The organism is Pararhizobium capsulatum DSM 1112 (genome assembly GCF_030814475.1).
GTDB classification, from domain to species: domain Bacteria; phylum Pseudomonadota; class Alphaproteobacteria; order Rhizobiales; family Rhizobiaceae; genus Pararhizobium; species Pararhizobium capsulatum.
This window is the reverse complement of the sequence record NZ_JAUSVF010000001.1, coordinates 3,844,800-3,867,689: the sequence shown is the minus strand read 5'-3', so window position 1 is coordinate 3,867,689 and position 22,890 is coordinate 3,844,800. Positions and strand designations below refer to the sequence as shown.

Annotated in this window: 22 protein-coding genes and 1 tRNA gene; 14 read left to right on the top strand and 9 right to left on the bottom strand. The window is 60.8% G+C overall.

Features of this window, described 5'->3' with window-relative positions:
- The first annotated feature begins 174 nt into the window (after positions 1-174).
- A complete protein-coding gene (locus QO002_RS18595; protein WP_307232352.1) occupies positions 175-1,104 on the top strand; it encodes a YihY/virulence factor BrkB family protein in 930 nt (309 codons plus the stop codon).
- Here the strand turns inward: QO002_RS18595 and gluQRS are convergent.
- A complete protein-coding gene (gene gluQRS, locus QO002_RS18590; protein ID WP_307232350.1) occupies positions 1,072-1,959 on the bottom strand; it encodes a tRNA glutamyl-Q(34) synthetase GluQRS in 888 nt (295 codons plus the stop codon). The two genes, QO002_RS18595 and gluQRS, sit on opposite strands and share 33 nt — an antisense overlap.
- Before the next feature lie 69 nt (positions 1,960-2,028).
- Here gluQRS and QO002_RS18585 point away from each other — a divergent pair, with 69 nt between their 5' ends.
- Both QO002_RS18585 and QO002_RS18580 read left to right on the top strand, forming a co-directional pair.
- Entirely contained in the window at positions 2,029-2,688 is a 660-nt protein-coding gene (locus QO002_RS18585; RefSeq protein WP_307232348.1) for a DNA-3-methyladenine glycosylase family protein, read from the top strand.
- Positions 2,689-2,782: 94 nt separating this feature from the next.
- Positions 2,783-3,340: an HNH endonuclease gene (locus tag QO002_RS18580; RefSeq protein ID WP_307232346.1), complete on the top strand. Its 558-nt coding sequence runs from the start codon at positions 2,783-2,785 to the stop codon at positions 3,338-3,340.
- A 64-nt stretch (positions 3,341-3,404) separates the two neighbouring features.
- On the opposite strand, the gene QO002_RS18575 is transcribed toward QO002_RS18580, so the two are convergent.
- Positions 3,405-3,914, bottom strand: coding sequence for a disulfide bond formation protein B (locus QO002_RS18575; RefSeq protein ID WP_307232344.1), 510 nt, complete (start codon positions 3,912-3,914; stop codon positions 3,405-3,407).
- 91 nt (positions 3,915-4,005) lie between these two features.
- Complete coding sequence (locus QO002_RS18570) at positions 4,006-4,593, bottom strand: YqaA family protein (RefSeq protein WP_307232343.1); 588 nt, start codon at positions 4,591-4,593, stop codon at positions 4,006-4,008.
- A 178-nt stretch (positions 4,594-4,771) separates the two neighbouring features.
- Between QO002_RS18570 and QO002_RS18565 the strand changes: the two genes are divergently transcribed.
- Positions 4,772-4,856, top strand: a tRNA-Leu gene (locus tag QO002_RS18565).
- A 673-nt stretch (positions 4,857-5,529) separates the two neighbouring features.
- Here the strand turns inward: QO002_RS18565 and QO002_RS18560 are convergent.
- A complete protein-coding gene (locus tag QO002_RS18560) occupies positions 5,530-6,558 on the bottom strand; it encodes an IS110 family RNA-guided transposase (protein ID WP_307228984.1) in 1,029 nt (342 codons plus the stop codon).
- 195 nt (positions 6,559-6,753) lie between these two features.
- Between QO002_RS18560 and QO002_RS18555 the strand changes: the two genes are divergently transcribed.
- Positions 6,754-8,193 (top strand): calcium-binding protein, encoded by a 1,440-nt coding sequence (locus tag QO002_RS18555; RefSeq protein ID WP_307232341.1) that lies wholly within the window; start codon positions 6,754-6,756, stop codon positions 8,191-8,193.
- Positions 8,194-8,253: 60 nt separating this feature from the next.
- Here the strand turns inward: QO002_RS18555 and QO002_RS18550 are convergent, their stop codons facing one another.
- Positions 8,254-8,973 (bottom strand): Crp/Fnr family transcriptional regulator, encoded by a 720-nt coding sequence (locus QO002_RS18550; protein ID WP_307232339.1) that lies wholly within the window; start codon positions 8,971-8,973, stop codon positions 8,254-8,256.
- Positions 8,974-9,126: 153 nt separating this feature from the next.
- Here QO002_RS18550 and QO002_RS18545 point away from each other — a divergent pair, with 153 nt between their 5' ends.
- The 3 genes from QO002_RS18545 to QO002_RS18535 all read left to right on the top strand — a co-directional run bounded on the left by QO002_RS18545 (position 9,127) and on the right by QO002_RS18535 (position 11,580).
- Positions 9,127-9,363, top strand: a complete 237-nt coding sequence (locus tag QO002_RS18545) for a DUF6894 family protein (protein ID WP_307232337.1) — start codon at positions 9,127-9,129, stop codon at positions 9,361-9,363.
- Between the two features lie 270 nt (positions 9,364-9,633).
- Complete coding sequence (locus tag QO002_RS18540) at positions 9,634-9,852, top strand: hypothetical protein (RefSeq protein WP_307232335.1); 219 nt, start codon at positions 9,634-9,636, stop codon at positions 9,850-9,852.
- A 90-nt stretch (positions 9,853-9,942) separates the two neighbouring features.
- A complete protein-coding gene (locus QO002_RS18535; protein WP_307232333.1) occupies positions 9,943-11,580 on the top strand; it encodes an AMP-binding protein in 1,638 nt (545 codons plus the stop codon).
- Positions 11,581-11,583: 3 nt separating this feature from the next.
- Here the strand turns inward: QO002_RS18535 and QO002_RS18530 are convergent, their stop codons facing one another.
- From QO002_RS18530 to secA, 3 genes are all read right to left on the bottom strand, one after another.
- On the bottom strand, positions 11,584-12,867 hold the full coding sequence (locus QO002_RS18530) for a GNAT family N-acetyltransferase (protein ID WP_307232331.1): 1,284 nt from the start codon (positions 12,865-12,867) through the stop codon (positions 11,584-11,586).
- 1 nt (position 12,868) lies between these two features.
- Positions 12,869-14,257 (bottom strand): lipopolysaccharide biosynthesis protein, encoded by a 1,389-nt coding sequence (locus QO002_RS18525; protein WP_370878559.1) that lies wholly within the window; start codon positions 14,255-14,257, stop codon positions 12,869-12,871.
- A gap of 297 nt (positions 14,258-14,554) precedes the next feature.
- On the bottom strand, positions 14,555-17,266 hold the full coding sequence (gene secA / locus QO002_RS18520) for a preprotein translocase subunit SecA (RefSeq protein ID WP_307232326.1): 2,712 nt from the start codon (positions 17,264-17,266) through the stop codon (positions 14,555-14,557).
- 252 nt (positions 17,267-17,518) lie between these two features.
- On the opposite strand from secA, the gene QO002_RS18515 reads away from it, so the two are divergent.
- The 6 genes from QO002_RS18515 to QO002_RS18490 all read left to right on the top strand — a co-directional run bounded on the left by QO002_RS18515 (position 17,519) and on the right by QO002_RS18490 (position 21,946).
- The gene (locus QO002_RS18515) at positions 17,519-18,379 is read left to right on the top strand and encodes a peptidylprolyl isomerase (protein WP_307232324.1); all 861 of its coding nucleotides are present in this window, start codon (positions 17,519-17,521) and stop codon (positions 18,377-18,379) included.
- Positions 18,380-18,718: 339 nt separating this feature from the next.
- Complete coding sequence (gene argJ / locus QO002_RS18510) at positions 18,719-19,960, top strand: bifunctional glutamate N-acetyltransferase/amino-acid acetyltransferase ArgJ (RefSeq protein ID WP_307232322.1); 1,242 nt, start codon at positions 18,719-18,721, stop codon at positions 19,958-19,960.
- A gap of 11 nt (positions 19,961-19,971) precedes the next feature.
- Positions 19,972-20,745, top strand: coding sequence for a GNAT family N-acetyltransferase (locus QO002_RS18505; RefSeq protein ID WP_370878518.1), 774 nt, complete (start codon positions 19,972-19,974; stop codon positions 20,743-20,745).
- A 1-nt stretch (position 20,746) separates the two neighbouring features.
- Complete coding sequence (mutT, locus tag QO002_RS18500; protein ID WP_307232320.1) at positions 20,747-21,160, top strand: 8-oxo-dGTP diphosphatase MutT; 414 nt, start codon at positions 20,747-20,749, stop codon at positions 21,158-21,160.
- A gap of 190 nt (positions 21,161-21,350) precedes the next feature.
- Complete coding sequence (locus QO002_RS18495) at positions 21,351-21,671, top strand: DUF986 family protein (protein WP_307232318.1); 321 nt, start codon at positions 21,351-21,353, stop codon at positions 21,669-21,671.
- Positions 21,672-21,769: 98 nt separating this feature from the next.
- Positions 21,770-21,946 (top strand): Flp family type IVb pilin, encoded by a 177-nt coding sequence (locus QO002_RS18490; protein ID WP_307232316.1) that lies wholly within the window; start codon positions 21,770-21,772, stop codon positions 21,944-21,946.
- 17 nt (positions 21,947-21,963) lie between these two features.
- On the opposite strand, the gene QO002_RS18485 is transcribed toward QO002_RS18490, so the two are convergent.
- Positions 21,964-22,860 (bottom strand): methyltransferase domain-containing protein, encoded by an 897-nt coding sequence (locus QO002_RS18485; RefSeq protein WP_307232314.1) that lies wholly within the window; start codon positions 22,858-22,860, stop codon positions 21,964-21,966.
- Positions 22,861-22,890: the final 30 nt, after the last annotated feature.

Sequence of the window (22,890 nt, the reverse complement as noted above, 5' to 3'; positions counted from 1 at the left end):
GCCGCCCGGTTTCCCATATTCGCGTGCAAGAGACAATTGCCCGTCATCCGGCTGCGGCGTTTCGGCATAAGCGATCACCGTCGGCGAAAGACTGTGCTCCAGTGAGGCGACAAGCAGCGACAGAAGACTTAAGGTGAGAGATGCACGCGTGAATGAAATAATGCGGGAGACGGAATGCCGACCTTCATTCAAATAGCCTGGAAGGTCGTCTTCGATGCGCTCTGGCATTTCAGCGAGGATGACGGCTGGGCCATGGCGAGCCATGTCGCTCTGTCTTCGCTGCTCGCCGTCTTTCCCTTCCTGATTTTCGGAACGGCGCTGGGGAGTTTCCTGGGTGCCGATCAGTTTGCCGAAACCGCCGTTCACCTGATCTTCGATGCCTGGCCCGAATCCATCGCAAAACCGGTTGCCGATGAGATCGTGCAGGTGCTGACCATCCCGCGCGGCGGCCTGCTGACGGTTTCGGTGCTGGCGGCGGCTTACTTCGCCTCAAATGGCGTCGAGGCGCTGCGCGTCTCGCTCAATCGCGCCTACCGTGTGGCCGAAAGCCGCCCCTGGTACATCACCCGTCTGGCCAGCCTCGGCTTCGTGCTGGCCGGTGTTATCATTCTTGCTTTCGTCAGCCTGCTGCTGGTTGCGGTGCCGCTGGCGCTTCGTCACGCCGATCGTTGGGTGCCCTGGCTGACCGAGCAGCTTGCCGCCGTCGACAATTGGGGGCTTGCGCTGGCATTGGTAACGTTGACGGCAGGGCTGACTATCTCCCATCTCTGGCTGCCGGATGGTCACCGCAAGATCCTGGACGTGCTGCCCGGCATCGTGCTGACGCTGATCGCCTGGTCCATCGGCGCCTATGCTTTTGCGTCCTATCTTTCGACCTTTGCCAATTATGTCTCGACCTATGCAGGTCTTGCCTCGATCATGATCGTGCTCGTCTTCCTTTATATGGTTGGGGCGATTTTCATCATCGGCGCGGAGATCAATGCGGCGATCATGAAGTACAAGGTCAAGCGCATGGTGATCCGTCATTTCCGTGGCCAGCCGATGATCGAGGCGCCGGATGCACGCCCGCCGCTAGAGGAGAAGCGCGCGGATATCGGCGGCTGAGTGGCCGGCCGCGCGATAGGCGGCAAGTCCGGTTGCGCCATCGCTCTTCGAAAGTTTCTTGCCTGCGGCGTCGAGGATCAGCCGGTGATGGTGATAGACGGGCTCCGGCAGGTCCAGCAGGCGCTGGAGCAGCCGGTGCACGGATGTCGCGTGAAACAGGTCCTGCCCGCGCACAACATGGGTGATGCCCTGCAAGGCGTCGTCGAGCGTCACGGACAGATGGTAGCTCGAAGGCGCATCCGAACGGGAAAGCACGATATCGCCCCATTCGGCCGGATCGGCGGAAACGACCTCGGTTTCGCTATCCGGCCCGGCCCCGGTTTCTTGCCAGAAAAGCGGCCCCTCAATTTCACCTAAGGCCTTCCGCATATCCAGCCGCCACGCATGCTGCCCGCCCGTCGCAAGCATTTTCGCGCGCTCGGAAGCATTCCAGTGGCGTTCGTCGCCCGGATAGTGAGGCGCGCCGTCAGGATCACGCGGCCAGGCTCTTCCCGATGTTTCCTTTTCCGCAACGGCGGCCTTGATTTCACTGCGGCTCAGGAACGAGGGATAGGCAAGCTCCCGCTCGATCAGCTGTTTCAATCTCTTTGCGTAAAATGCGAAATGATCCGATTGCCGTCGCACCGGCTTTTCCCAGCCGAGACCGAGCCAGGTGAGATCCTCATAAATCGCCGCCTCGAACTCCGGCCGGCAGCGCGCCGTATCGATATCTTCGATGCGCAGCAGAAAGCGGCCGCCGGATTGTGTCGCCATGTCGTGATTGATCAGCGCTGACAGCGCATGGCCGAGATGCAGCAACCCGTTCGGGCTCGGGGCAAAACGAAAGACGGGCGGTTTTGACAAAATCTCGGGCATGGTTTTTTCTCTTGCCACGGAGCATGCTTGCGGCCAAGCCGCAATCGGCCGAAGCAATGGATTGCAGCAATGCGGATCATCCGGACGCATGAAGATATATCGGCGGGGCTCGATGGCCTCGTGATGTTGGATGCGCGGCTGGAGCCGGTGGTTCAGCGGGCAGGGCCGGTGCCGTTGCGTCGCAGCGATCCGGGTTACGCCGGGCTTGCCAATATCATCGTTTCGCAAATGGTCTCCAAGGCGAGTGCTGCGGCGATCTGGCGGCGCATGGAGGAGCGGCTCGAAACGATCAATTCGGCCGGTATCCTTGCCGCGACCGACGAGGACTGTCGCGTTTTCGGCCTTTCCCGGGCAAAGACCGAGGCCTTGCGTGCCGTTGCGCGCGCCGAGCTTGCCGGCGATATCGATCTTCAGGCGATCTGCCTTGCCGAGGGACGCGCTGCGATCCGCGAGTTGAGCGCGATCCGCGGCGTCGGCCGCTGGACAGCCGAAGTCTATCTTCTCTTCTGCGCGGGCCACCCGGATGTCTTCCCGGTTGGCGACGTCGCGCTGCAGAATGCGGTTGGCCACGCGTTTTCGATGGAGCTGCGCCCTTCGGCGCGCGAGCTTGATCAGGTGACCGAAGCCTGGGCGCCGTGGCGCAGTGTGGCGGCGAGATTGTTCTGGGCGTATTATGCCCATGCGATGCACAGGGACGCCATTCCGGTCGCGCCAATGGCAAAAAAGTGAATCTGTGTGCGTTTTTGCTTTCGGCTTCACAATCCTGACGCAACGCGCCTAATATAGACATAGCAGATGCCGAATCGATCAGGAGTACACGTACTTGACGATTGCAGTTTCTCCACAGGCCCTTCCGGCGCTCGTCTTGAACGCCGATTACAGGCCGTTGAGTTATTATCCCTTATCGCTGTGGTCCTGGCAGGACGCGATCAAGGCCGTTTTCCTTGACCGCGTTCATATCCTTGCCGAATACGATCATCAGGTGTCGTCGCCGAGTTTCGCGATGCGCCTGCCGAGCGTCGTCTGCCTGAAAAGCTACGTCCAGCCATCGCGCCATCCGGCCTTCACCCGGTTTAACGTCTTTCTGCGTGACAGGTTCGAATGCCAGTATTGCGGATCGCCTGACGATCTGACGTTCGACCACGTCATCCCCCGCTGCTGCGGCGGACAGACGACCTGGGAAAACGTCGTTGCGGCGTGCTCGCCGTGCAATCTGCGCAAGGGCGGCAAGATGCCCCGCAAGGCCGGCATGTTCCCGCACCAGAAGCCGTATCACCCGACCGTGCAGGACCTGCACAACAATGGTCGCCTGTTCCCGCCCAACCATCTGCATGAAAGCTGGATGGACTATCTCTACTGGGATGTGGAACTGCAGCCGTAAAGGCCGCCATCAGATGATCGCTGGGGAGAGGGGATAGCGCGTCGCTTCCCCTCGTTCCGACGTTTCAGGCCTTGGCCGCGCCTCTCAGGGCAATCGCCGCAAGGATGAGGCTGGCGATGACATTCCATCCGGCAAAGGACAGCCCGAGGACACGCAGCGCCGCATCCGTGCAGGAAGGGCCATGCTTGCTGTCGAGATCGCCGAGCAGGTCGCCGACATTCGACGAGACGCCGGTTGCCGTCGTCGCGCAGGTCGCCGGACCTTCCCAGAAGTGCCACTCCACGCCGGCGTGATAAACGGCGATACCGGCGCCGACGAGCATCATGATGCCGACGATGGCCAGAAGCCCGCGGGTCAGCCATTGAGGTCCGCGCAAAAGTGCGCTGAGCGTCGCCGCGATCCCGACGGGGATGCCGTAGTAATAGGGATCGCGCTGCATCAGGCAGAGCGCGCAGGGGATATAGCCGCCAATATACTGAAACGCGAGCGCACCGCCCACCGTCGCCGCCATGCCAAGCGTGGCAAGGAGGGAGGATGCCAGACGGCGGGAAGACTGGAGCGGCGTAGCGAGCACGAAGGACCTCGTTGACGTGTTAAGGCATGTCGCGCAAAAGTGTGTAGGCGCAAAAGACATGCGGAAAAACAAAGACCTGAAGCGACACGCTCTAGGCCAGGAAACGGTAAGCCGCGAAGACGGCGATCAGTACGCCGGCAACGGCGGCGGCCAGCATGCCCAGCCGCTTTTCGATGAAGTGGCGGATTTCCTCGCCATAGCGCTGCAAGAGCCACGCAAGCACGAAGAAGCGGGCGCCACGCGCGATGATCGCGGAGATGATGAACAGGCCGAGATTGATGTTGGCGGCGCCCGAGAGGATCGTCACCACCTTGATCGGCGGCAGATGGGCGAGGCCCGACGTGACCAGCAGCAGCACCAGCATCTCATAGCCGACCGAGGCCTTCATTGCCTCAAAGGCTTCAAGCTTGCCGTAGAAATGCAGGATCGGCTTGGCCAACGCCTCGAAGGCATAGTGGCCGATATACCAGCCCGCAATGCCGCCCAGAACCGAAGCAACCGTTGCCACCAGCGCGTAGCGCCAGGCCCGCTCCGGCCGCGCCAGCGCCATCGGCAGGAACAGCACATCGGCTGGAACGAGAAACACGGAGCTCTCGACGAAGGCGATGACGGCAAGCCAGACTTCTGCTGATTTGCGGGCGGCGAGCGACATGGTCCAGTCGTAGAGGCGTCGGAGCATTCGGAGATCCTGTTCGAAGTCGTTGCGGTTTTAGGCAGGAAACAAGCGGGTGTAAACGGGCGTAACTATGACCGTTCGCACGCTTTCGTGATGAGCTTGAACCTGAATTGCAAAATCCCGGTTGACCCGGGCGAAACCCTTCGTGTACACGCACTTTACCTACCGAAACGGTCCCCTTGCCCCATTGGCGGAACTGGTAGACGCGCTCGACTCAAAATCGAGTTCCGAAAGGAGTGCTGGTTCGATTCCGGCATGGGGCACCACCAATCCTACCGTCTTCATAAGTCTGCCCGGAAACGTTTTTAAGCGGTTCCTTTCACGTGTCATTGGCGACGCGTCCTCTCTGAGCCCGATCTCGGAGCCTGCTGGACGCACTGTAAAGGCTTCGCTTCGCGTTCTTAATTTTCTACTAAACTAATATCTGACGGCCGGGTAACGTGTTAGCATTCCCTTATTGAGGCGCCTGCGGGAGGTACCGATGGCCAATATTTATACGAACCAAAACGACATTGCCATTAACATCGACGATCTGTTCGGAGTCGGGGATGCCGGTCCCGTGGGAACGGGAACTAGTGTATGGAATTACTTCAACTCGGAAAATCAGGTTCAAGTCACCTTCAGTGGAACCGGAGCCAATACCGCAAATTACAATGGATCAATAACAAGCATTTCTCTAATTGGGGTCGTTGGGTCAAGACTCCATTCGGCATTCCTTCGCTGCTTTTTACCGTCCCGTCCCGCGGGTCACTCGCTTCTCTTCGCGGTCGGGGCGAGGCCCGCCGCATGATGGGGTATGGGGAAGGAAGTTCAGCAATCTATCGGACGTCTTCGCCGTAAGGCGAGACAATGCATGTTTCGCTGTAACTCCATTCACCGTCCCCTCGGGGCGGTTCAGTCATCGCCCGGTCAGGCGAAGCTCCAAACCTCGAGCGGCGGTTACGCCGCAATCTCCTTGCCGTACCGGAAGTCCGTCTCGTCACTCCACATGTGGTGGAGGATCGTCGCCAGCTTTCTCGCGACTGCAACGCGGGCGCGGTTCAAACCGCGCCGCTTCGCCACCGCCATTCCCCAGACCTTGAGGCTGGACCATTTCCTCGAAACGCAGAGCAGCGCGTTCGCTGCCTCGTAGAGCAGCGCCCGCATCGCTTCGTCACCGCAGCGACTGATATGCCCCTGCGTGTCGGTCTCGCCAGACTGATATCGTCGCGGCGTTAGTCCGAGATGCGCTCCGACGTCGCGCGACCGCCGGAACCGCGACGGATCGTCGATCGTCGCGACATAACTCACGGCCGTGATCGGCCCAACACCCGGGACGGTCATCAGCCGTCGGCAAGTATCGTCACTTCGGCAGAGGTTCATGACGATTTTCGTCAGACGGTTCAGTTGCTGCTCCATGGCCGTGAGAACGGCCAGCAGCGGTTCCACCGCTGCCATAAGCGCCTCTTCCCCTCCTGCTGCTTCCCGCGCCCTGGCGATGAAACTGGCGCTGGACGGCCGTCCCAGCTTTATCCCCTCCTCGCGGAGCAACGCGCGGATCGCGTTCTGGATGTCTCGCAGGTTCTGCGCGACCGTCCTTCGGGCGGTCAGCGTTGCCCGCCACTGGCGCGAACGCCTGCTCTTCACATGCACCTGCGTGAACCAGCCGGTCCGCATGATCTGGGCGATGGACCTTGCGTCGTTTCGGTCCGTCTTGTTCGGCATCGTCTTCATCGCTGCATTGGCGCGGCGCGCGTCAATGCAGATCGAGGCTACGCCTCGCTCCTGCATGCCGTCGTGCAGCCAGGCCGTCGTGCCGCACGCTTCCATTCCTATCCGCTCAAAACTCAGTCCCGTGCCGGCGAGGGCGGCTGCCAGCGCCTCCGGCTCTGACACCGCAACCATCTCGCGGACTATTTTGCCCGTCTGATCGACGACGCAGATTGCTGTCTCTTCCAAAGAAACGTCGAGTCCGGCATAATACTGCATGGCTGTTCCTTTCGGTGATTGAGGTGCTTTGCTAGCAACCTCGTTTTATCATCCGATTGGAGCAGCCACCATTCCTCGCCAGGAACTCGGGCCAAGACCCCAATTACCCCATCTATCGTTACATCGGGATCGAGCCAAGGGATAACCCTCTCATTTTCCCCGGGATATTCCGCCGGGTGGTCAACATTTGACGGTTTGTATTATTATCTGCACCTCCTCAACTGGTCATACACGGGAAATGCCGCTGCTGTTTTTCTCAGCGGCAACGATACCATATCCGGCAGCAACAAGGATGATATCCTGAAAGGTTACGGTGGCAACGACAGCATAGGTGGCGGCACCGGCGATGATACACTTTCGGGAGGAGCTGGAAACGACAGTCTGCGGGGCAATGCCGGCGACGATTTTATGTCCGGCGGCACCGGCGATGACCTTCTTGTCGGTGGTGCGGGCGATGACAGCGCCAATGGCGGCGATGGCGACGACACCGTTGTCGGTGGGGACGGGAATGACTTCCTCAGCGGCAGTCTTGGCGACGACATCATGTCCGGAGACACCGGCGACGACAACCTCAGCGGCGGCGATGGCGATGACAGCCTCTCCGGTGGCGATGGCAACGACCTGCTTGATGGCGAAGCCGGGTTTGACAAGATTTCCGGCGGCGCGGGCAACGACGATATCACCGGCGGCGACGGCAATGACGATATTTCCGGCGGCGACGGCAATGACACGCTCTACGGCAACGCCGGAAATGACAGGATAAACGGTGGTGCCGGCGTTGACAGGATGGCGGGAGGTACCGGCAACGATATCTATTACGCCAACAGCAGCAAGGACGTTGTCATCGAAGGCTCAAATGCCGGCAGTGACCTGGTATATTCCTCGGTGAGCTACGTGCTTTCCGCCAATATCGAAAGGCTGACGCTGACCGGCACGGGCGATCTCAGCGGCACCGGCAACTCGCTTGCGAATACGATCCTGGGAACATCCGGTAAAAATACGATCGATGGCGGCACGGGTGCCGATGCGATGTTCGGTGGCGCAGGCGACGACACCTACATTGTCGACAACAGCGACGATGTGGTGACCGAGGGCTCTGGCGCCGGCACCGATACGGTGAAGGCATCCGCCAGCTTCACGCTCGCCGCCAATGTCGAGAAGCTGTTGTTGACCGGCAGCAGCAATATCAATGGCGCGGGCAATTCTCTCGCCAACACGCTTATCGGCAACAGTGGTGCAAACAAGCTCTCCGGCGGGAGCGGCGCCGATACGTTAAACGGTGGCCTCGGCAAGGATACCCTGACCGGGGGCAGCAGCACCGACAAGTTTGTGTTCAGCACGACGCTCAGCTCCGCCAATGTCGATCACATCACGGACTTTGTCGCCGCTGACGACACGATGCAGCTGGACAATGCGATCTTTACCGCGCTGACGACGGCGGGCACGCTGGCGAGTGCTGCATTCTACGGCAACGATTCAGGCAAGGCCCATGACGGGAGCGACCGGATCATTTACGAAACCGATACCGGCAAGCTGTTCTATGACAAGGATGGAAACGGCGCCGCGGCCGCCGTCCAGTTCGCCGTGCTCGATACGAAACCCGGCCTCACCAATGCAGATTTTTTCATTATCTAGCGCAGGTCAGATAATGCGGCCTTGAAACGGCGGGTTGTCTACCCGCCGTTGACACAAAACCTATCTCGGCTCGACCGCGAGGCTGAGATAGGTTGGGTCGAACTGTGCGAGCGTCTGCAGCCGCGGCCAGTCGAGGATGGTGATCGTCTGGTTGATCCAGCTCAGCAGGCCTTCCTTGCGCAGCACCTGAAGCGTCTTGTTCAGGTGCACGATCGAAATGCCGAGAACGTCGGCGAGCTCCAGTTGCGTCAGGGGGAAGTGGAAGCTTAGGCCGGCGGTGCGTCGAACCACCTGCAGGCGCATGAACAATTCGCAGATCAGGTGGGCAATATGGGCCTTTTTGGAGCGACGGCCCATGGCGACGATCCATTCGCGGTGGATCGCGCCGTCGATCAGTGTTTCCAGCCACAGCAATCTGCTCAGATGCGGGTTGCTTTCGCTGACGCTCTTCAGGTCCGCATGCTCCACGAAGGCAACATGGCAGGGCGACATCGCAACAATGCCGTGATCCATGGTCTTCAGCAAAAAGGCGTGGAGATCGACGAAATCACCGGCAATGTGCAAGGCGGTGATCTGGCGCGTTCCATCGGTCATGAATTTGTAGCGGGCGGCAAAGCCATCAACCAGAAGCGTGCTGTAGCCCGGTCTTGATCCTTCCGTGACGATATCTTCGTCGACCTTGAAGCGCCGGTCGCGGGAAATCAGGCTGCGCAGCAGAGCCTGCTCCTGCTCCGATACGACGTCGTGGCTTTCCAGATTGAGAAGCAGTGATTCGATCAATTTTCGTATTGCCTGCGGTAAGAGGAACCCACCGCGTATCCCAGGAAAGAACCGGGCTCATTTAACATTGACATACCTGCTTCGAATTCCTGTCCTTTTCAGGAACAAATTCCGCAGCTTCGCCATTTGGATGAAAAGCCAGAGGTGGATGACATGAGCAGATATTTCTTCGAACTCCACAACGGCGACGGGATGACCCGCGATCACGAGGGAATGGAGTTGCCCTCGCGCGACAATATTCTGAGCGAGGTCAGCCGAATCATGCTCGATATCGCTCGCGATGAACTGCCGGATCGGGAAAGCGGCGCGGTTTCCGTGATCGTGCGCGACGAGACGGGACGCGCGATCTCGATCGCAAATCTCAATTTCAGCAGCCATTGGCTGGATTGAGACGCCTTCGCGCCAAGGTCGAACTTTCAGCGATTCGGGTGGATCTGGAGATCCCGTGAGTTTTCCGCTTCTCGTGCGCCGTCCCATTTCGGCCCACTCTCTCAGCGTCTTGCGTCATTTCGGCACGTTGGCCCGGTGCCGCAGTTGAAAACGCCACGTCGCTGCGCAGACTGTTAACCGCTGTTTTGCAAGACGTTTGCAAAGCTGTGCCGTCCTGCGTCACGCTTGCCCCTGTTGAATTGTTCTTCTCATGACAAGAAGGGGTCCATCATGTCACAGGTTCATGCAGCAGCTTTTGATGACGTGGAAGTGCTTTCGGGCGCATTGTTTTCCTGGTGCGCCGAACGCAGCATCCGCTTGCGCAGCCACGAGGGTGTACGCGCCGCCGGCGCGATGATCGATCTTTTCCTTTCCGGATACCAGACGCAGGATGCGCTTCTCGGGGCGCTCAGCGAGCGCGATTGCGGAGATGTCGCGTTTCTTTCCTGACACCCTGCAGGGTGGCCGGGTGGCCGGAAACGTTGAATTCCAGCTTCGGTCCGTGTTAGCTGCAGTGCAGCACAACATTTCCGGAGCACCATGCTTCCCGTCCGCACGTCCTACACCGATCTCAGGCGCGATTTTGAATGGCGTATCCCCGAGACATTCAATATCGGGGTCGCCGTCAGCGATGACTGGGCAAAGCGTGATCCCGATCGCGTCTGCCTGCAGCATTTCGATGCCGGCGGCGCGCATCTTTCGCTGACCTATGCCGACTATGCCAAGCGATCGTCGTCGTTTGCGCGGGGCCTGTCCGGGCTTGGTGTAAAGCCGCCCGATCGGGTCGCCATTCTCCTGCCGCAGGGGTTCGAGGCGGCCATCGCCCATGCCGGCATCTACAAGCTGGGGGCGATTGCCCTGCCGCTGGCGCTGCTCTTCGGTGTCGAGGCGCTGGAATATCGGCTTCGCGATGCCGGCGCCACCGCCATCGTCACCAATAGCTTCGGTCTGGAAAAGATTGCGGCCATCCGCACGCGCCTGCCATCATTGCGCCATGTCATCGCCGTCGATGGCGCGGGGGATTTTTCATTCTCTGCGCTTGCCGAGGGTGACGGCGACGGTTTCGCTGCGGCCGATACCGGCCCTGACGATCCGGCAATGATGATCTACACCTCCGGCACGACCGGGCCGCCCAAGGGCGCGCTGCACGGGCACCGCGTGCTGCTCGGGCATCTTCCGGGCTTCCAGTTTCACCACGCCGACCTGCCGCAGCCTGGAGACCGCATGTGGACGCCGGCAGACTGGGCCTGGGCTGGCGGGTTGCTCAACGCGCTTCTGCCGTCGTTATTTCTGGGCGTGCCGGTCGTGTCCTCGCGCGGGCAGAAATTCGATCCGCACATGGCGTTTCGTATTCTGTCAGAGATGAAGGTGCGCAATGCCTTCATTCCGCCGACTGCGCTGCGCCTGATGCTGGCGGTCACTGAGCCCAAGACGATCTACGACTTCGATCTTCGCACTGTCGGCTCCGCTGGCGAAGCGCTTGGGCGGGAAACGGGGGAAGCCTCATCCAGGGCGCTGGGCGTTCCCGTCAATGAGTTCTACGGCCAGACGGAATGCAACATTGTCCTGTCTTCGGCAGCCCATATGGGCGTGCTGAAAGCCGGATCGATGGGCAAGCCCGCACCGGGGCATGAGGTCGCGATCATCGATGCGGCCGGCGAGGTCCTGCCGGCCGGCGTGATCGGGCAGGTTGCGGTGCGCCGGCCCGATCCCGTGATGTTTCTCGGCTACTGGCAGAACGATGCGGCAACGGAAGCGAAATTCGTCGGCGACTGGATGAAGACCGGTGACCAGGGCATGATGGACGGCGAGGGATACGTCACCTTCTTCGGACGCGACGATGACGTCATTACCTCGTCCGGCTACCGTATCGGTCCCAGCGAAATCGAGGATTGCCTTGCCGGGCATCCGGCGGTTCGCATGGCGGCTGCAATCGGCAAGCCCGATCCCGTCCGGACCGAGATCGTCAAGGCCTATATCGTTCTGGATGAAGGATACGAGGGCTCACCCGCACTCCTGGATGAAATCCGAAACTGGGTGAAGACGCGGCTCTCCATGCACGAATATCCGCGCGAGATCGAATTTGTCGACCATCTGCCGATGACGACATCCGGCAAGATCATCCGCCGCGAGCTGCGCGAGAAGGCGGCAGCCGAGACGGCGATGGGTTTTCCTTGATCGCTATCGCTGCGTCCGTGGCGAGAGATGACGGATCTTGTCGCGCAGCAGTTTCGCCATGTTGCGGGTGTTGCGATAGAGGTGCAGCTGGGCTGCCACCTGCCGGACGTCACGGTCGCGGTTCTGCTGCAGGCCGATGATCAGCGTCCCCATCTCTTCACGTTCTTCCCACATGCGCCCGATCATCGGATGGTCAGGAACCGCACAACTGTCGGAGCGAATGATGTTGGCGTCGTCGAGGTGCCATTCCGTTAGCTGCGCGAGCAGCAGCTTGCCGGGCGAGAAACGGGCGAAATTTTCGTCATAGGCGGTCTTCCAGGTGTAGGCATCGCCGGCCATCATCAGAACGATCATGGATGCAATGGCCATTCCGTCGATATCGAGCGTGTGGATACGCACGCTGTCGGATTCGGCGAGGTTGTTGACCGCCTCGCGCGCAAAGGCCGCGTGGTAACGGTCGGTTACCAGCGCCGTGCGCGCCTTGCCCTTCCAGCCGCTGGCCTCAAGCGCCAGGAATTCTTCCAGGCGCAGGCGAATGTCCTCGGGCTGACGGGCAACGTTGTAGGTCAGCGTGCCTTGCGTCTCCAGCTTCTTCCACTGTCGGCGCAGTTCCTTGAGGTGAACACCGCTTACGGATTGGCGCAGATAGGTGTCCCCGTCCAGCAGGCTTTCGAGCATCGGCCGGCTGAAATTGTCAGTTACGGTCAGCGGCAGGTTGCGACCGATCGCGACGGCGCGAACGAGCTGCGCGAACTTGCCCTTCAATCGCAGGTCGGGGAGCACGAGGATCGGCGGCAGGCCGGCCGTCGGCAGCGCCAGCCCCTCCAGCAGGTTATCGATGGTCTCGGCCGCTTCCTCCGCGTCGAGCAAGGGCACGCCAAGCGGACCGAACGGGTTGGACCAGGCACGGATGATCGGGCTGCCGATGGAAAAGCCCGGCTTGTCGATCGAATAGGGCATCAGGAAACGCAGCCGGCTGCGGCGTGCATCATTGTCGCGGATCAGCGCCAGACGGACGACGCGGTCTTCCAGGCGCGGCATCGCGGGCGCGAGAAAGCGGCCGGTGAAGAACACGTTCGGTTCCATGGCGCGGTTCGACAGGAAGTCCAGCTCCTGCTGCAGCTCGTAGCCGGCCTTTGCCGGATAGAGGCAGAGTTCACGGCCCGGCCGGCCGATGGCAAGCGACCGGTCGGCTGCCGGGCGATCCAGCGGTGGAGGGGCAAGCCCGCCCAGATAGCGCGCCGTGGAGCCGTTGATGTCGTTGGGAAGTTGAGGGCTTCTGATCATGTTATGCGACCTCCGCACGAATATTGCTGGCGTGTGGGTCGGCGAAAGCAAAGAGGCTAAAGCCGAAGGTGCGGCGTACCGCCAGATGAAGGAGAACAGCCTCTGCGACCATGGCGCCTGCGGTGGCGCAGGCAGCACCGATCAGGCCGAAGAGCGGGATGAGGGTCATGTTGAGAGCGAGGTTCGAGAGCAGAGCCAGCGCATAGAGCACCATGCAGAGCTTCTGCTGTCCGGCCATGGTGAGAAAGGCCTCGGCAGGACCGACCATGGCCTTGGCCATGGCTCCACCGTAGAGGATTGCCATCAGCGGCCAGCCGGCGACGAAAACGGGGCCAAACAGCGATAGCAAAAATGTCCCGAAGAGCAGCACCAGGCCGCCGACGACAAGCGATGGCCAGAACGTCCACTTGGCGCTCTCGATGGCTATATGGGCAAGCTCAAGGCGATCCGGGTTTGCCATGGCGGCCGAAAAGCGGGGGCCGGCTGCGGCCTTCACCGAGAAACTCACGAAATGCACGAGCGCCATGGTCTTGGCCGCCGCGAAATAGATCGCCACGCTTTCAGGGTCGAGATAGAGGCCGACGATGACGACGTCGGAATTGGTCAGCATGAAGCTGAAACCTTCGATCAGGAAGATCGGCAGGGCGACCCGGATCCAGGTGCCGAATTCGATCTTGCGCGGCCCCGGCACATACCGGCGTTTCAGCCGCCAGCTCAGGACGAAGAACTGCGTGACGCTGGTAAGGTACGTTGCCGCCATGGCGGTCATCATGCCTGCGCGCGCCGTCGGCTCTGCCCCCTCGATCACGGCCAGAACCATGAAGGCGAGCATGAGAAGCGGGCGGATGAGATAGGTGGGGCTCAGCGCCGAGATCGCCCAGCTATGGGCACGCGACGTGCCGTCCATCACGTCGTTGAGCGCGATCATCGGCAGGGTGAAGATGCCGAGATAGAGCGGTATCAGATAGTAGCTCTCGATGAGATCGCCGAAGAACCAGAGGCCGGTTATTCCAATGAGTGCCAATATACTGGCCGAGAGCAGAGCAAAGACACGCACCGTCGTGGTCAGTCCACGGATTTCGGGCAGTGCGTCACGTGCGTGATATTGCGGCAGGAAGCGGATGATCGCCGTGTGAAAGCCGAGGCAGGAGAGGTTGCCGAACAGGATAACCAGCACCCAGACAAAGACATAGATGCCATACTCGAACTCGCCCATCAGGCGGGCAAGGATGATCTGGGAAACAAAGGCGATGGCGGCGCTAACGATGCGGATGGCGAAGGCCACCAGCGCCATGCGCTGCGCCAGATGCTTGGGGTCGGTTTCAGTGAGAATCGCATAGAGCGTTGCGCCGATGGCCGCGAGCCGATCCCTGGCCGCCGGCGGTAAAATTCGCCCAGCCGTCTGACATGCCGCCGTGAACACAAGCCGTACCCGCATAGAACGCAAAACAGAGTTAGAGTTCTGCCAGATCAGCGTTAACAAAGCGTGTGACGATCGCCTCTCGCCTTCCGATGCCACAAACGGGAAATGCCGCCCGAAAACTCTCATCCGTCATGGTCGGGCCTGACCCGGCCATCTGCTGGTCCTTCGCTGTGACGAGAGGCTGGAAGATCCTCGGCACGAGGCCGAGGATGACGCAGAAAGTGAGGCGAGGTTCGTCCTTGCCTCTTCCTTCAGAGCCCCTGATCAGGCTTCGAAGGCACCGTGGCAATGCTTGTATTTCTTGCCGGATCCGCAGGGGCAGGCCTCGTTGCGCGAGACGCGGCCCCAGGTCAGCGGGTTCTTCGGATCGCGGTTTTCGGGAGCAACGACCGGCATGGCGTCAGCCTCGTTGAAATCATCCTCACCTGTCACCGGATCGATGTGATGGCCTTCCATCATCGGCGGCACCGGGCTCGGCGCTTCTGCCGCCTCGCGCACGAGTTCCACCCGCATCATCTGCGCCGTTACGCCCTGGCGCAGGTTGGTCAGCAGGGCCTGGAACAGCTCGAAGGCTTCGGCCTTGTATTCCTGCAGCGGATCGCGCTGGGCATAGCCGCGGAAGCCGACGACCGAGCGCAGGTGGTCGAGGTTGACGATGTGCTCGCGCCAGAGGTGATCCAGCGTCTGCAGGAGAACGGAACGCTCGACATAGCGCATGATCTCCGGGCCGAAGCGCTCGGCACGATCGGTCGCTGCTGCATCGGCGGCCGCGGTGATGCGCTCGCGAATGTCGGCATCGTCGATGCCTTCCTCGCCTGCCCATTCCACGACCGGAAGGTCGAGGTTGAGCGAAGCCTGCACGTCGGTCTTCAGGCCTTCCGTATCCCATTGTTCGGCATAGGCCTTCTGCGGAATGCGGCGGGTGACGATGTCCTCGATGACCTCATGACGCATGTCATCGACGGTCTCGTCGAGGTCGGTCGCGTCCATCATCTCGATGCGCTGCTCGAAGATCACCTTGCGCTGGTCGTTCAGCACGTCGTCATATTTCAGGAGGTTCTTGCGGGTGTCGAAGTTGCGCGCTTCGACCTTCTTCTGGGCGCGTTCCAGCGCCTTGTTGATCCAGGGATGGACGATGGCTTCGCCTTCCTTGAGGCCGAGCTTCTGCAGCATCGAATCCATGCGGTCGGAACCGAAGATGCGCATCAGGTCGTCCTGCAGCGACAGGAAGAACTTGGAGCGGCCGGGGTCGCCCTGACGGCCGGAACGGCCGCGCAGCTGGTTGTCGATGCGGCGGCTTTCGTGGCGTTCGGTGGCGAGAACGTAAAGGCCGCCGGCAGCCAGCGCCTTTTCCTTCAGCCTCTGGACTTCGGCACGGATGGCCGTTTCCTGGGCATCACGCTCCGGACCGGGCTCGACTTCGCCAAGCTCGGCTTCGATGCGCATGTCGAGATTGCCGCCGAGCTGGATGTCGGTACCGCGACCGGCCATGTTGGTGGCGATGGTCACGGCGCCGGGCACGCCGGCCTGGCTGACGATGTAGGCTTCCTGCTCGTGGTAGCGGGCGTTCAGGACCTGGAACTTGGCAAAGCCGGTCTTCTTGAGCATCTCGGCCAGGAGTTCGGACTTTTCGATGGATGTCGTGCCGACCAGAACCGGCTGGCCACGATCATGCGCATCCTTGATCTCGGCGAGGATCGCCTTGTACTTCTCTTCGGCCGTCCGGTAGACCTCGTCGTCCTCGTCGATACGCACGATCGGCAGGTTGGTCGGCACTTCGATGACTTCGAGGCCATAGATGTTGCCGAATTCTTCCGCTTCCGTGGAAGCCGTACCGGTCATGCCGCCCAGCTTCTTGTACATGCGGAAGTAGTTCTGGAACGTGATCGAGGCCAGCGTCTGGTTTTCCGGCTGGATCGAGACCTTTTCCTTGGCTTCGAGCGCCTGGTGCTGGCCTTCCGAATAGCGGCGGCCCGGCATCATGCGGCCGGTGAATTCGTCGATGATGACGATCTCGTCGCCACGGACGATGTAGTCCTTGTCGCGCTGGAAGAGCTTGTGTGCCTTCAGCGCATTGTTGACGTGGTGGACGATCGCAACGTTTTCGACGTCGTAGAGGGTTTCACCCTTCAGCAGACCGGCGTCGCGCAGCAGGTTTTCCAGCTTCTCGGTGCCGTCTTCGGAGAAGTTGGCCGAGCGCTGCTTTTCGTCGATCTCATAGTCCTCGTCCGAAAGCAGCGGGATGAAGCTGTCGATGCGGTTATAGAGATCGGAGCGGTCGTCGAGCGGGCCGGAGATGATCAGCGGCGTACGTGCTTCGTCGACCAGGATCGAGTCCACTTCATCGACGATGGCGAAGAAGTGGCCGCGCTGAACCATCTGGCCGCGCTCATACTTCATGTTGTCGCGCAGATAGTCGAAGCCGAGCTCGTTGTTGGTGGCGTAGGTGATGTCACGGGCATAGGCGTCGCGGCGCTGGTCGTCGGTCAGGCCATGGACGATGACGCCGGTGGTCAGGCCGAGGAAGCTGTAGATGCGGTTCATCGTCGCGCTATCGCGGGTGGCGAGATAGTCGTTGACGGTCACGACATGCACGCCCTTTGACGCAAGAGCGTTGAGGTACACCGGCAGGGTTGCCACGAGCGTCTTGCCTTCGCCGGTCTTCATTTCCGCGATGGCGCGCTCGTGAAGGATCATGCCGCCGATCAGCTGCACGTCGAAGGGGCGCAGGCCGAGAACGCGGCGGGCCGCCTCGCGGGCAACGGCGAAGGCCGGCACCAGAAGATCGTCCAGCGTCTTGCCTTCGGCGATCTGTGCGCGGAATTCCACCGTCTTTGCTGCCAGCGCTTCATCGGAAAGCGCTTTCATCTCGGGTTCGAGGGCATTGATGGCATCGACCCGTGTCTTGTAGCCCTTGACGCGGCGCTCGTTGGACGAGCCGAAAATTTTGCGGGCGAGATCGCCGAAGCTGACCATCTGAATGGTCCTTTCCTGTTACTGGCCGGCAAGCCGGCATTCATGGCCGCGTTCGAAAAACCGCGAAATGGTGCGAAACGCCCGGAAGTGTTCTGGACGCGAGGTTGCGTGACAGATAAGAGGGGGGTCGAATTATGTCAACGGGACTTGACGTGCGCAAAGGCTACAGAACCGCCACATTCTGGTGATGTGGAGCCTGTATGCCGACCCGCCGATCGCGGTTTCGGAAGACCAGTCTCGAAAGGTTTGAGGATGTCGAAATACAAATTGCTTGCTGCCGTCGCTCTCGTTGCATTGATGGCCGGCAAGGCTCCCGTCTCGGCGCAGGACGCGGCCGATCCGGTTATCGCCAAGGTTGGTGACGCCGAAATCGTCAAGTCCGAGCTGGATTTGGCCGTGACCGGCCTTGATCCGCAGCTTGCCCAGCTGCCGGATGACCAGAAGCGTGCTGCCGCTCTTTCCGGCCTGATCGACGTCAAGCTGCTCGCCAAGGATGCCGACAAGGAAGGCCTCCAGAACGATGAAGCCTTCAAGAAGCGCATCGCCTATCTGACCGACCGCGAACTGCACAATGCTTTCTTCAAGAAGCATGTTGTCGATGCCGTTACCGCCGAAGAGGTGAAGGCCCGTTACGACGTGGAAATCGCCAAGGTCACCCCGCCAGAAGAAGTGAAGGCCCGCCACATCCTCGTAAAAACCGAAGATGAAGCCAAGGCGATCATCAAGGAACTGGACGGCGGCAAGGACTTTGCGGAACTTGCCAAGGAAAAGTCGACCGACCCGAACAAGGCTGATGGCGGCGATCTCGGTTACTTCACCAAGGAGCGCATGGTTCCGGAATTCTCCGAAGCCGCCTTCAAGCTCGAAAAGGGCAAGTACACCGAAACTCCGGTCAAGTCGCAGTTCGGCTATCACGTCATTCTTCTTGAAGACAAGCGCACCCAGGCTCCGCCGACGCTTGAGCAGGTCGAGCCGCAGGTCAAGCAGCTCGTCATGCGCGACAAGTACGTCGCCCTTCTCGAAGCGGCCAAGAAGGAATCGACTGTCGATATCACCGACCCGGCACTGAAGAAGGCCTATGACGACGCCAACAAGGCTGAGCAGGCCAACTAAGGCGAAGCGTTGAAGAGGAACGGCTTGCTCCCTCTTCTCCCCAGCGGGGAGAAGAGGGCCCGCAGGGTCGGATGAGGCGGCGGCTCGCTCTGACCAAGCGGATAGACCCCCTGATCGACTCGCAAGCTCGGCACTTCTCCCCGCTGGGGAGAAGTGGGAGCCCGCGGCGGTGACCGTAAATATTGCTCATACCAACAGGCGTGACCATTCGTCTTTGAACGGTCATGCGCTTCTGGTGTAAGACGATTCTGAATTCGACAAGTCCCGGAGGCATCTCGCTTTTCGGATTTCGTTTGTGGGCCCGCAGGCCGGGCTGTGACGTTTAAACAGGGTTTGATCATGTCCGGTTCCGTTTCCCCTCTCGCCCCGAAATCCTTTGCCGACATGCCTGCGGTGCGCGGCGTTCGCATGGCGACGGCCGAAGCGGGCATCAAATACAAGAACCGGACCGACGTTCTCCTGATGGTGTTCGACGAGCCGGCCGCGGTTGCGGGCGTCTTTACCCGCTCGCGCTGCCCGTCTGCCCCCGTCGATCTCTGCCGCCAGCATCTTTCCGGCGGTGCGGCCCGTGCCGTCGTGGTCAATTCCGGCAATGCGAATGCCTTCACCGGCAAGAAGGGCAAGGCCGCTACGGAACTGACGGCAAAGTCTGCCGCCGAAGCGGTCGGTTGCGAACCGACCGAGGTTTTCCTCGCTTCCACCGGCGTGATCGGCGAGCCGCTCGATGCCACGAAATTCGCTGGCGTGCTGGGTGAAATGACCGAGCGGGCGAAGGGTGATTTCTGGTTGGACGCGGCCAAGGCGATCATGACCACGGATACCTACCCGAAGGTCGCGACACGCTCTGCAAAAATCGGTGCCGTGACCGTCACCATCAATGGCATTGCCAAGGGGGCGGGTATGATCGCGCCGGATATGGCGACCATGCTTTCCTTCGTTGTCACCGATGCCGCCATTTCGCCTGCCGCACTGCAAATTCTTTTGAGCGAAGGCACTGGCCCCAGCTTCAATTCTGTCACTGTCGATAGTGATACCTCGACCTCCGATACCCTGATGCTGTTTGCGACTGGCGCTGCTGCCAAGGACGGGCAGGCGCCCGTTTCGGATGCGGCCAGCCCGGCGCTTTCCGATTTCCGCGCAGCCCTCAACGATCTGCTGAAGGATCTGGCGCTGCAGGTCGTGCGCGACGGCGAAGGCGCCCGCAAGATGGTGGCCGTGACCGTCGAAGGTGCCGAGAGCGATGCTGCCGCCAAGCGCATCGGTCTTTCGATCGCCAACTCGCCGCTGGTCAAGACGGCGGTTGCCGGCGAAGACGCCAACTGGGGCCGCGTCGTCATGGCTGTCGGCAAGTCCGGCGAGATGGCAGACCGCGACCGGCTGGCGATCTGGTTCGGTGATGTGCGTGTTGCCGTCGATGGCGAGCGTGACCCGTCCTATTCCGAAGATGCGGCTTCCGCCGTCATGAAGGAAGAGGACATTACGATCCGCGTCGAGATCGGCCTGGGAGCCGGCACGGCGACGGTCTACACCTGTGATCTGACAAAGGAATATGTCGAGATCAACGGGGACTACCGGAGCTGATGGATCAATTGATGCGTGATATGACGGCGAGCCCCGAAATGCCGCTGGTGCGGCGTCTGGAGGCGGTTGGCTTCCGTGCATGGCCGGCAGCTGAGGTTGCCTATGATGGCAGTTGGCTGATCCGCTTGACCGAGTGCCACGATTCGCGCCGGCTGAATTCCGTTAATCCGCTCGATCCGTCCGACAGCCGCGATATTGCCGCCCGTCTGGAAAAGGCCTCTCGCCGTTTTGCCGATTACGGCAGGCAGCTTACGGTTCGACAGACCCCTCTGACGCCTCCGGCACTGATTGCCCATATGAATGAGGCCGGCTGGCAGAGTTTCGCCGGCAGCATCGTCATGATCGCCGACATTCCACCGAATGAGAGCACCGACAGCATCGAGCATCTGCCGACGCGCGATATCGGCCGTTTCGTGGATGCCCGCGTGCAGATTTGCCCGGGGGAACACAGCGCCAAGGCGGCTCTCACGGAGATCATCGGCGCCATCAAGCCGGAAATCGGTCTCTTCGTTTTCGAGGATACGAAAATTGGCCCGAGTGCCATTTCGCTTGCCGTTCATGACAATGACCTTGCGGGCCTGTTGCAGGTGGCGGTTGCTCCCGAAAAGCGTGGGCAGGGCATCGCCACCGCGATCGTGCAGTCCTCGCTGCGATGGGCGCGGCTTCGGGGCGCTCGCCAGGCGTGGCTTGCCGTGGAAACGGGCAATCAGGCGGCCCGCGGCCTCTATGCGAAATTCGGGTTCCGGGAAGTCTACCGCTACGTCTATCGTCGCCCTGGAGAATGACATGAGTTCAGCCGGTCAGAAAATACTGCTTGTTGCCGCCTGCGCTCTTGTCGATGCCGATGGCCGCATTCTTCTTGCGCAACGCCCTGAGGGTAAATCGCTTGCAGGCCTCTGGGAATTTCCGGGCGGCAAGGTGGAAGCAGGCGAAACGCCGGAAGAAACCCTGATCCGCGAACTGGATGAGGAACTTGGCATCGTCACCAAGGTCGCCTGCCTTGCTCCGCTGACCTTCGCGAGCCACAGCTACGACGATTTTCATCTTCTGATGCCGCTTTATGTCTGCCGCAGATATGAGGGCGTTGCCCATGGTCGGGAAGGTCAGGCGGTCAAGTGGGTTCGCCCGCAAGCCCTGCGCGACTATCCGATGCCGCCTGCCGATGAGCCGCTGATCCCTTATCTGATGGATCTGCTCTGAAATCGGGGAAAAATACGTTTCGTTAATCGAACGTTTATCACCACACGGCAAAATCCAGCCTGAGTAAATGTCGATGGCTATTGTGGCGCGATGATTCCCGCCGACGCCATCGTTGAGTGTCGGTGCGAACATGGCGCCGCAATGCCGCACCGGCTGTCGCGGAACGCACGTACATCAAAAGAGGCAGGCAATGGCAGACGACGAATTCTGGAGAACCGTGCAAGACAAGGAACTGGCGACCTCCCAGTACCGCCGCACCGGCGTGCTCAATCTGTCGCTGCTGTTCGGCACGGCCGTCATCGCGTTGACGCTGATCCTGACACCGATGCTGTCGTCGAAGACGACCGGCAAGGTGCTCGCCAACGCACCGATCGACTATGACAATATTTCCACCGGCTCCATTCCATCGAACGGCGGCGGCAAGCGTTACACCGTACGCCGCAGCGTGCTTCAGGAAATGCCCGGCGCGGTCTGCATTATCGATGCCAATGGCGCCAAAAGCGGCTGCTGAGACCGGTTTGCACGACGTTGCTGCGTCTGAGACTTGCACATAAGTGAGAAAGCTGGGGCGCTGTTGACCCTCGCATGAACCGAGAGGCCCCAGGACCCATGCAGACATTCAGCCGTTTCATGCAGGACAAGACCGGTGCAACGGCGATCGAGTATGGTCTTATCGCTGCGCTTATATCCGTTGCGCTGATTGCCGGCTTCGGGTCGTTTTCCGATTCGCTGGTCGATGTCTTCAAGAAGATTGCAACTGCCATGGCGGATGCCCCCAACAGCTGACATGGTTTCTGCCGATCCTACTCTTTCGGCTCGTCCCTGAGATTCCCTTCGCGAACGCCCAGTGCATCCGCAAGCCGCGTGCGCGCCGATCCCGGCGCCAGGGGCTTCTGCTGGCTTTCATGCGGCGCCCAGCCTGAAATATAGATGATCGAGAAGGTCGCGCGGATGCGGCCGTCGGGGTCTGCAAAGCGTTCGGCATACAAATCGGCCGCGCGCAGGAAAAAGGACCTGGTCAGCGGATTGCGGCTGCGGGCGGCGAGCGGGTTGGTCATCCCCATTGCCCTCAGATCCTTGAGCAGCGCGAAGAGCGAGCTGTAGCGAACCGTGTAGGTTTCCGTGTCGGCGACCGGCAGGGCGAAACCGGCACGCTGCAGCAGCCCACCCATGTCGCGCACGTCAGCAAACGGGATGACGCGCGGGCTCACACCGCCGGTCATCTCGGTTTCCGTTTCCAGCAACACCTCGCGCAACTCCTGCAGCGTTCCGCTGCCCGGGATTGCCGCGAGAAACAGCCCGTCCGGCTTCAGCGCCCGCCGTATCTGGATGAAGACGCCGGGCGTGTCGTTCGTCAGGTGAAGCGAGAGCGGCGAAACCACGAGATTGGCTGTCTCCGAGCCCAGCGGCACGGTCTCGAGCGGCGCAGCCTTGAATTCATGCCCGTCCCTGGAAAAGGCTTCATCTGTTTCGACACGAATGAGCGTGCCGACCTTTTTTGTCGCGAGGATTTCGGCGGCGGTGATGCCGGTGTAGCCATGAAGTTCCACGCCGACGTCGAAGTGGCGCTCGACGACGTTCAGCCGCTCGGCCAGTTCGCGCGCGGCGATCTCCAGGAGGAAGCCGGCCTTGTCGTCGGCAGCCTTGAGGGCGCGCTTGCGCCTGATGGCGATGAGGTCCTGATCGAAGACGATATCCACGGGCGTCTGGCTCCAGATTGAGGGTCGCAA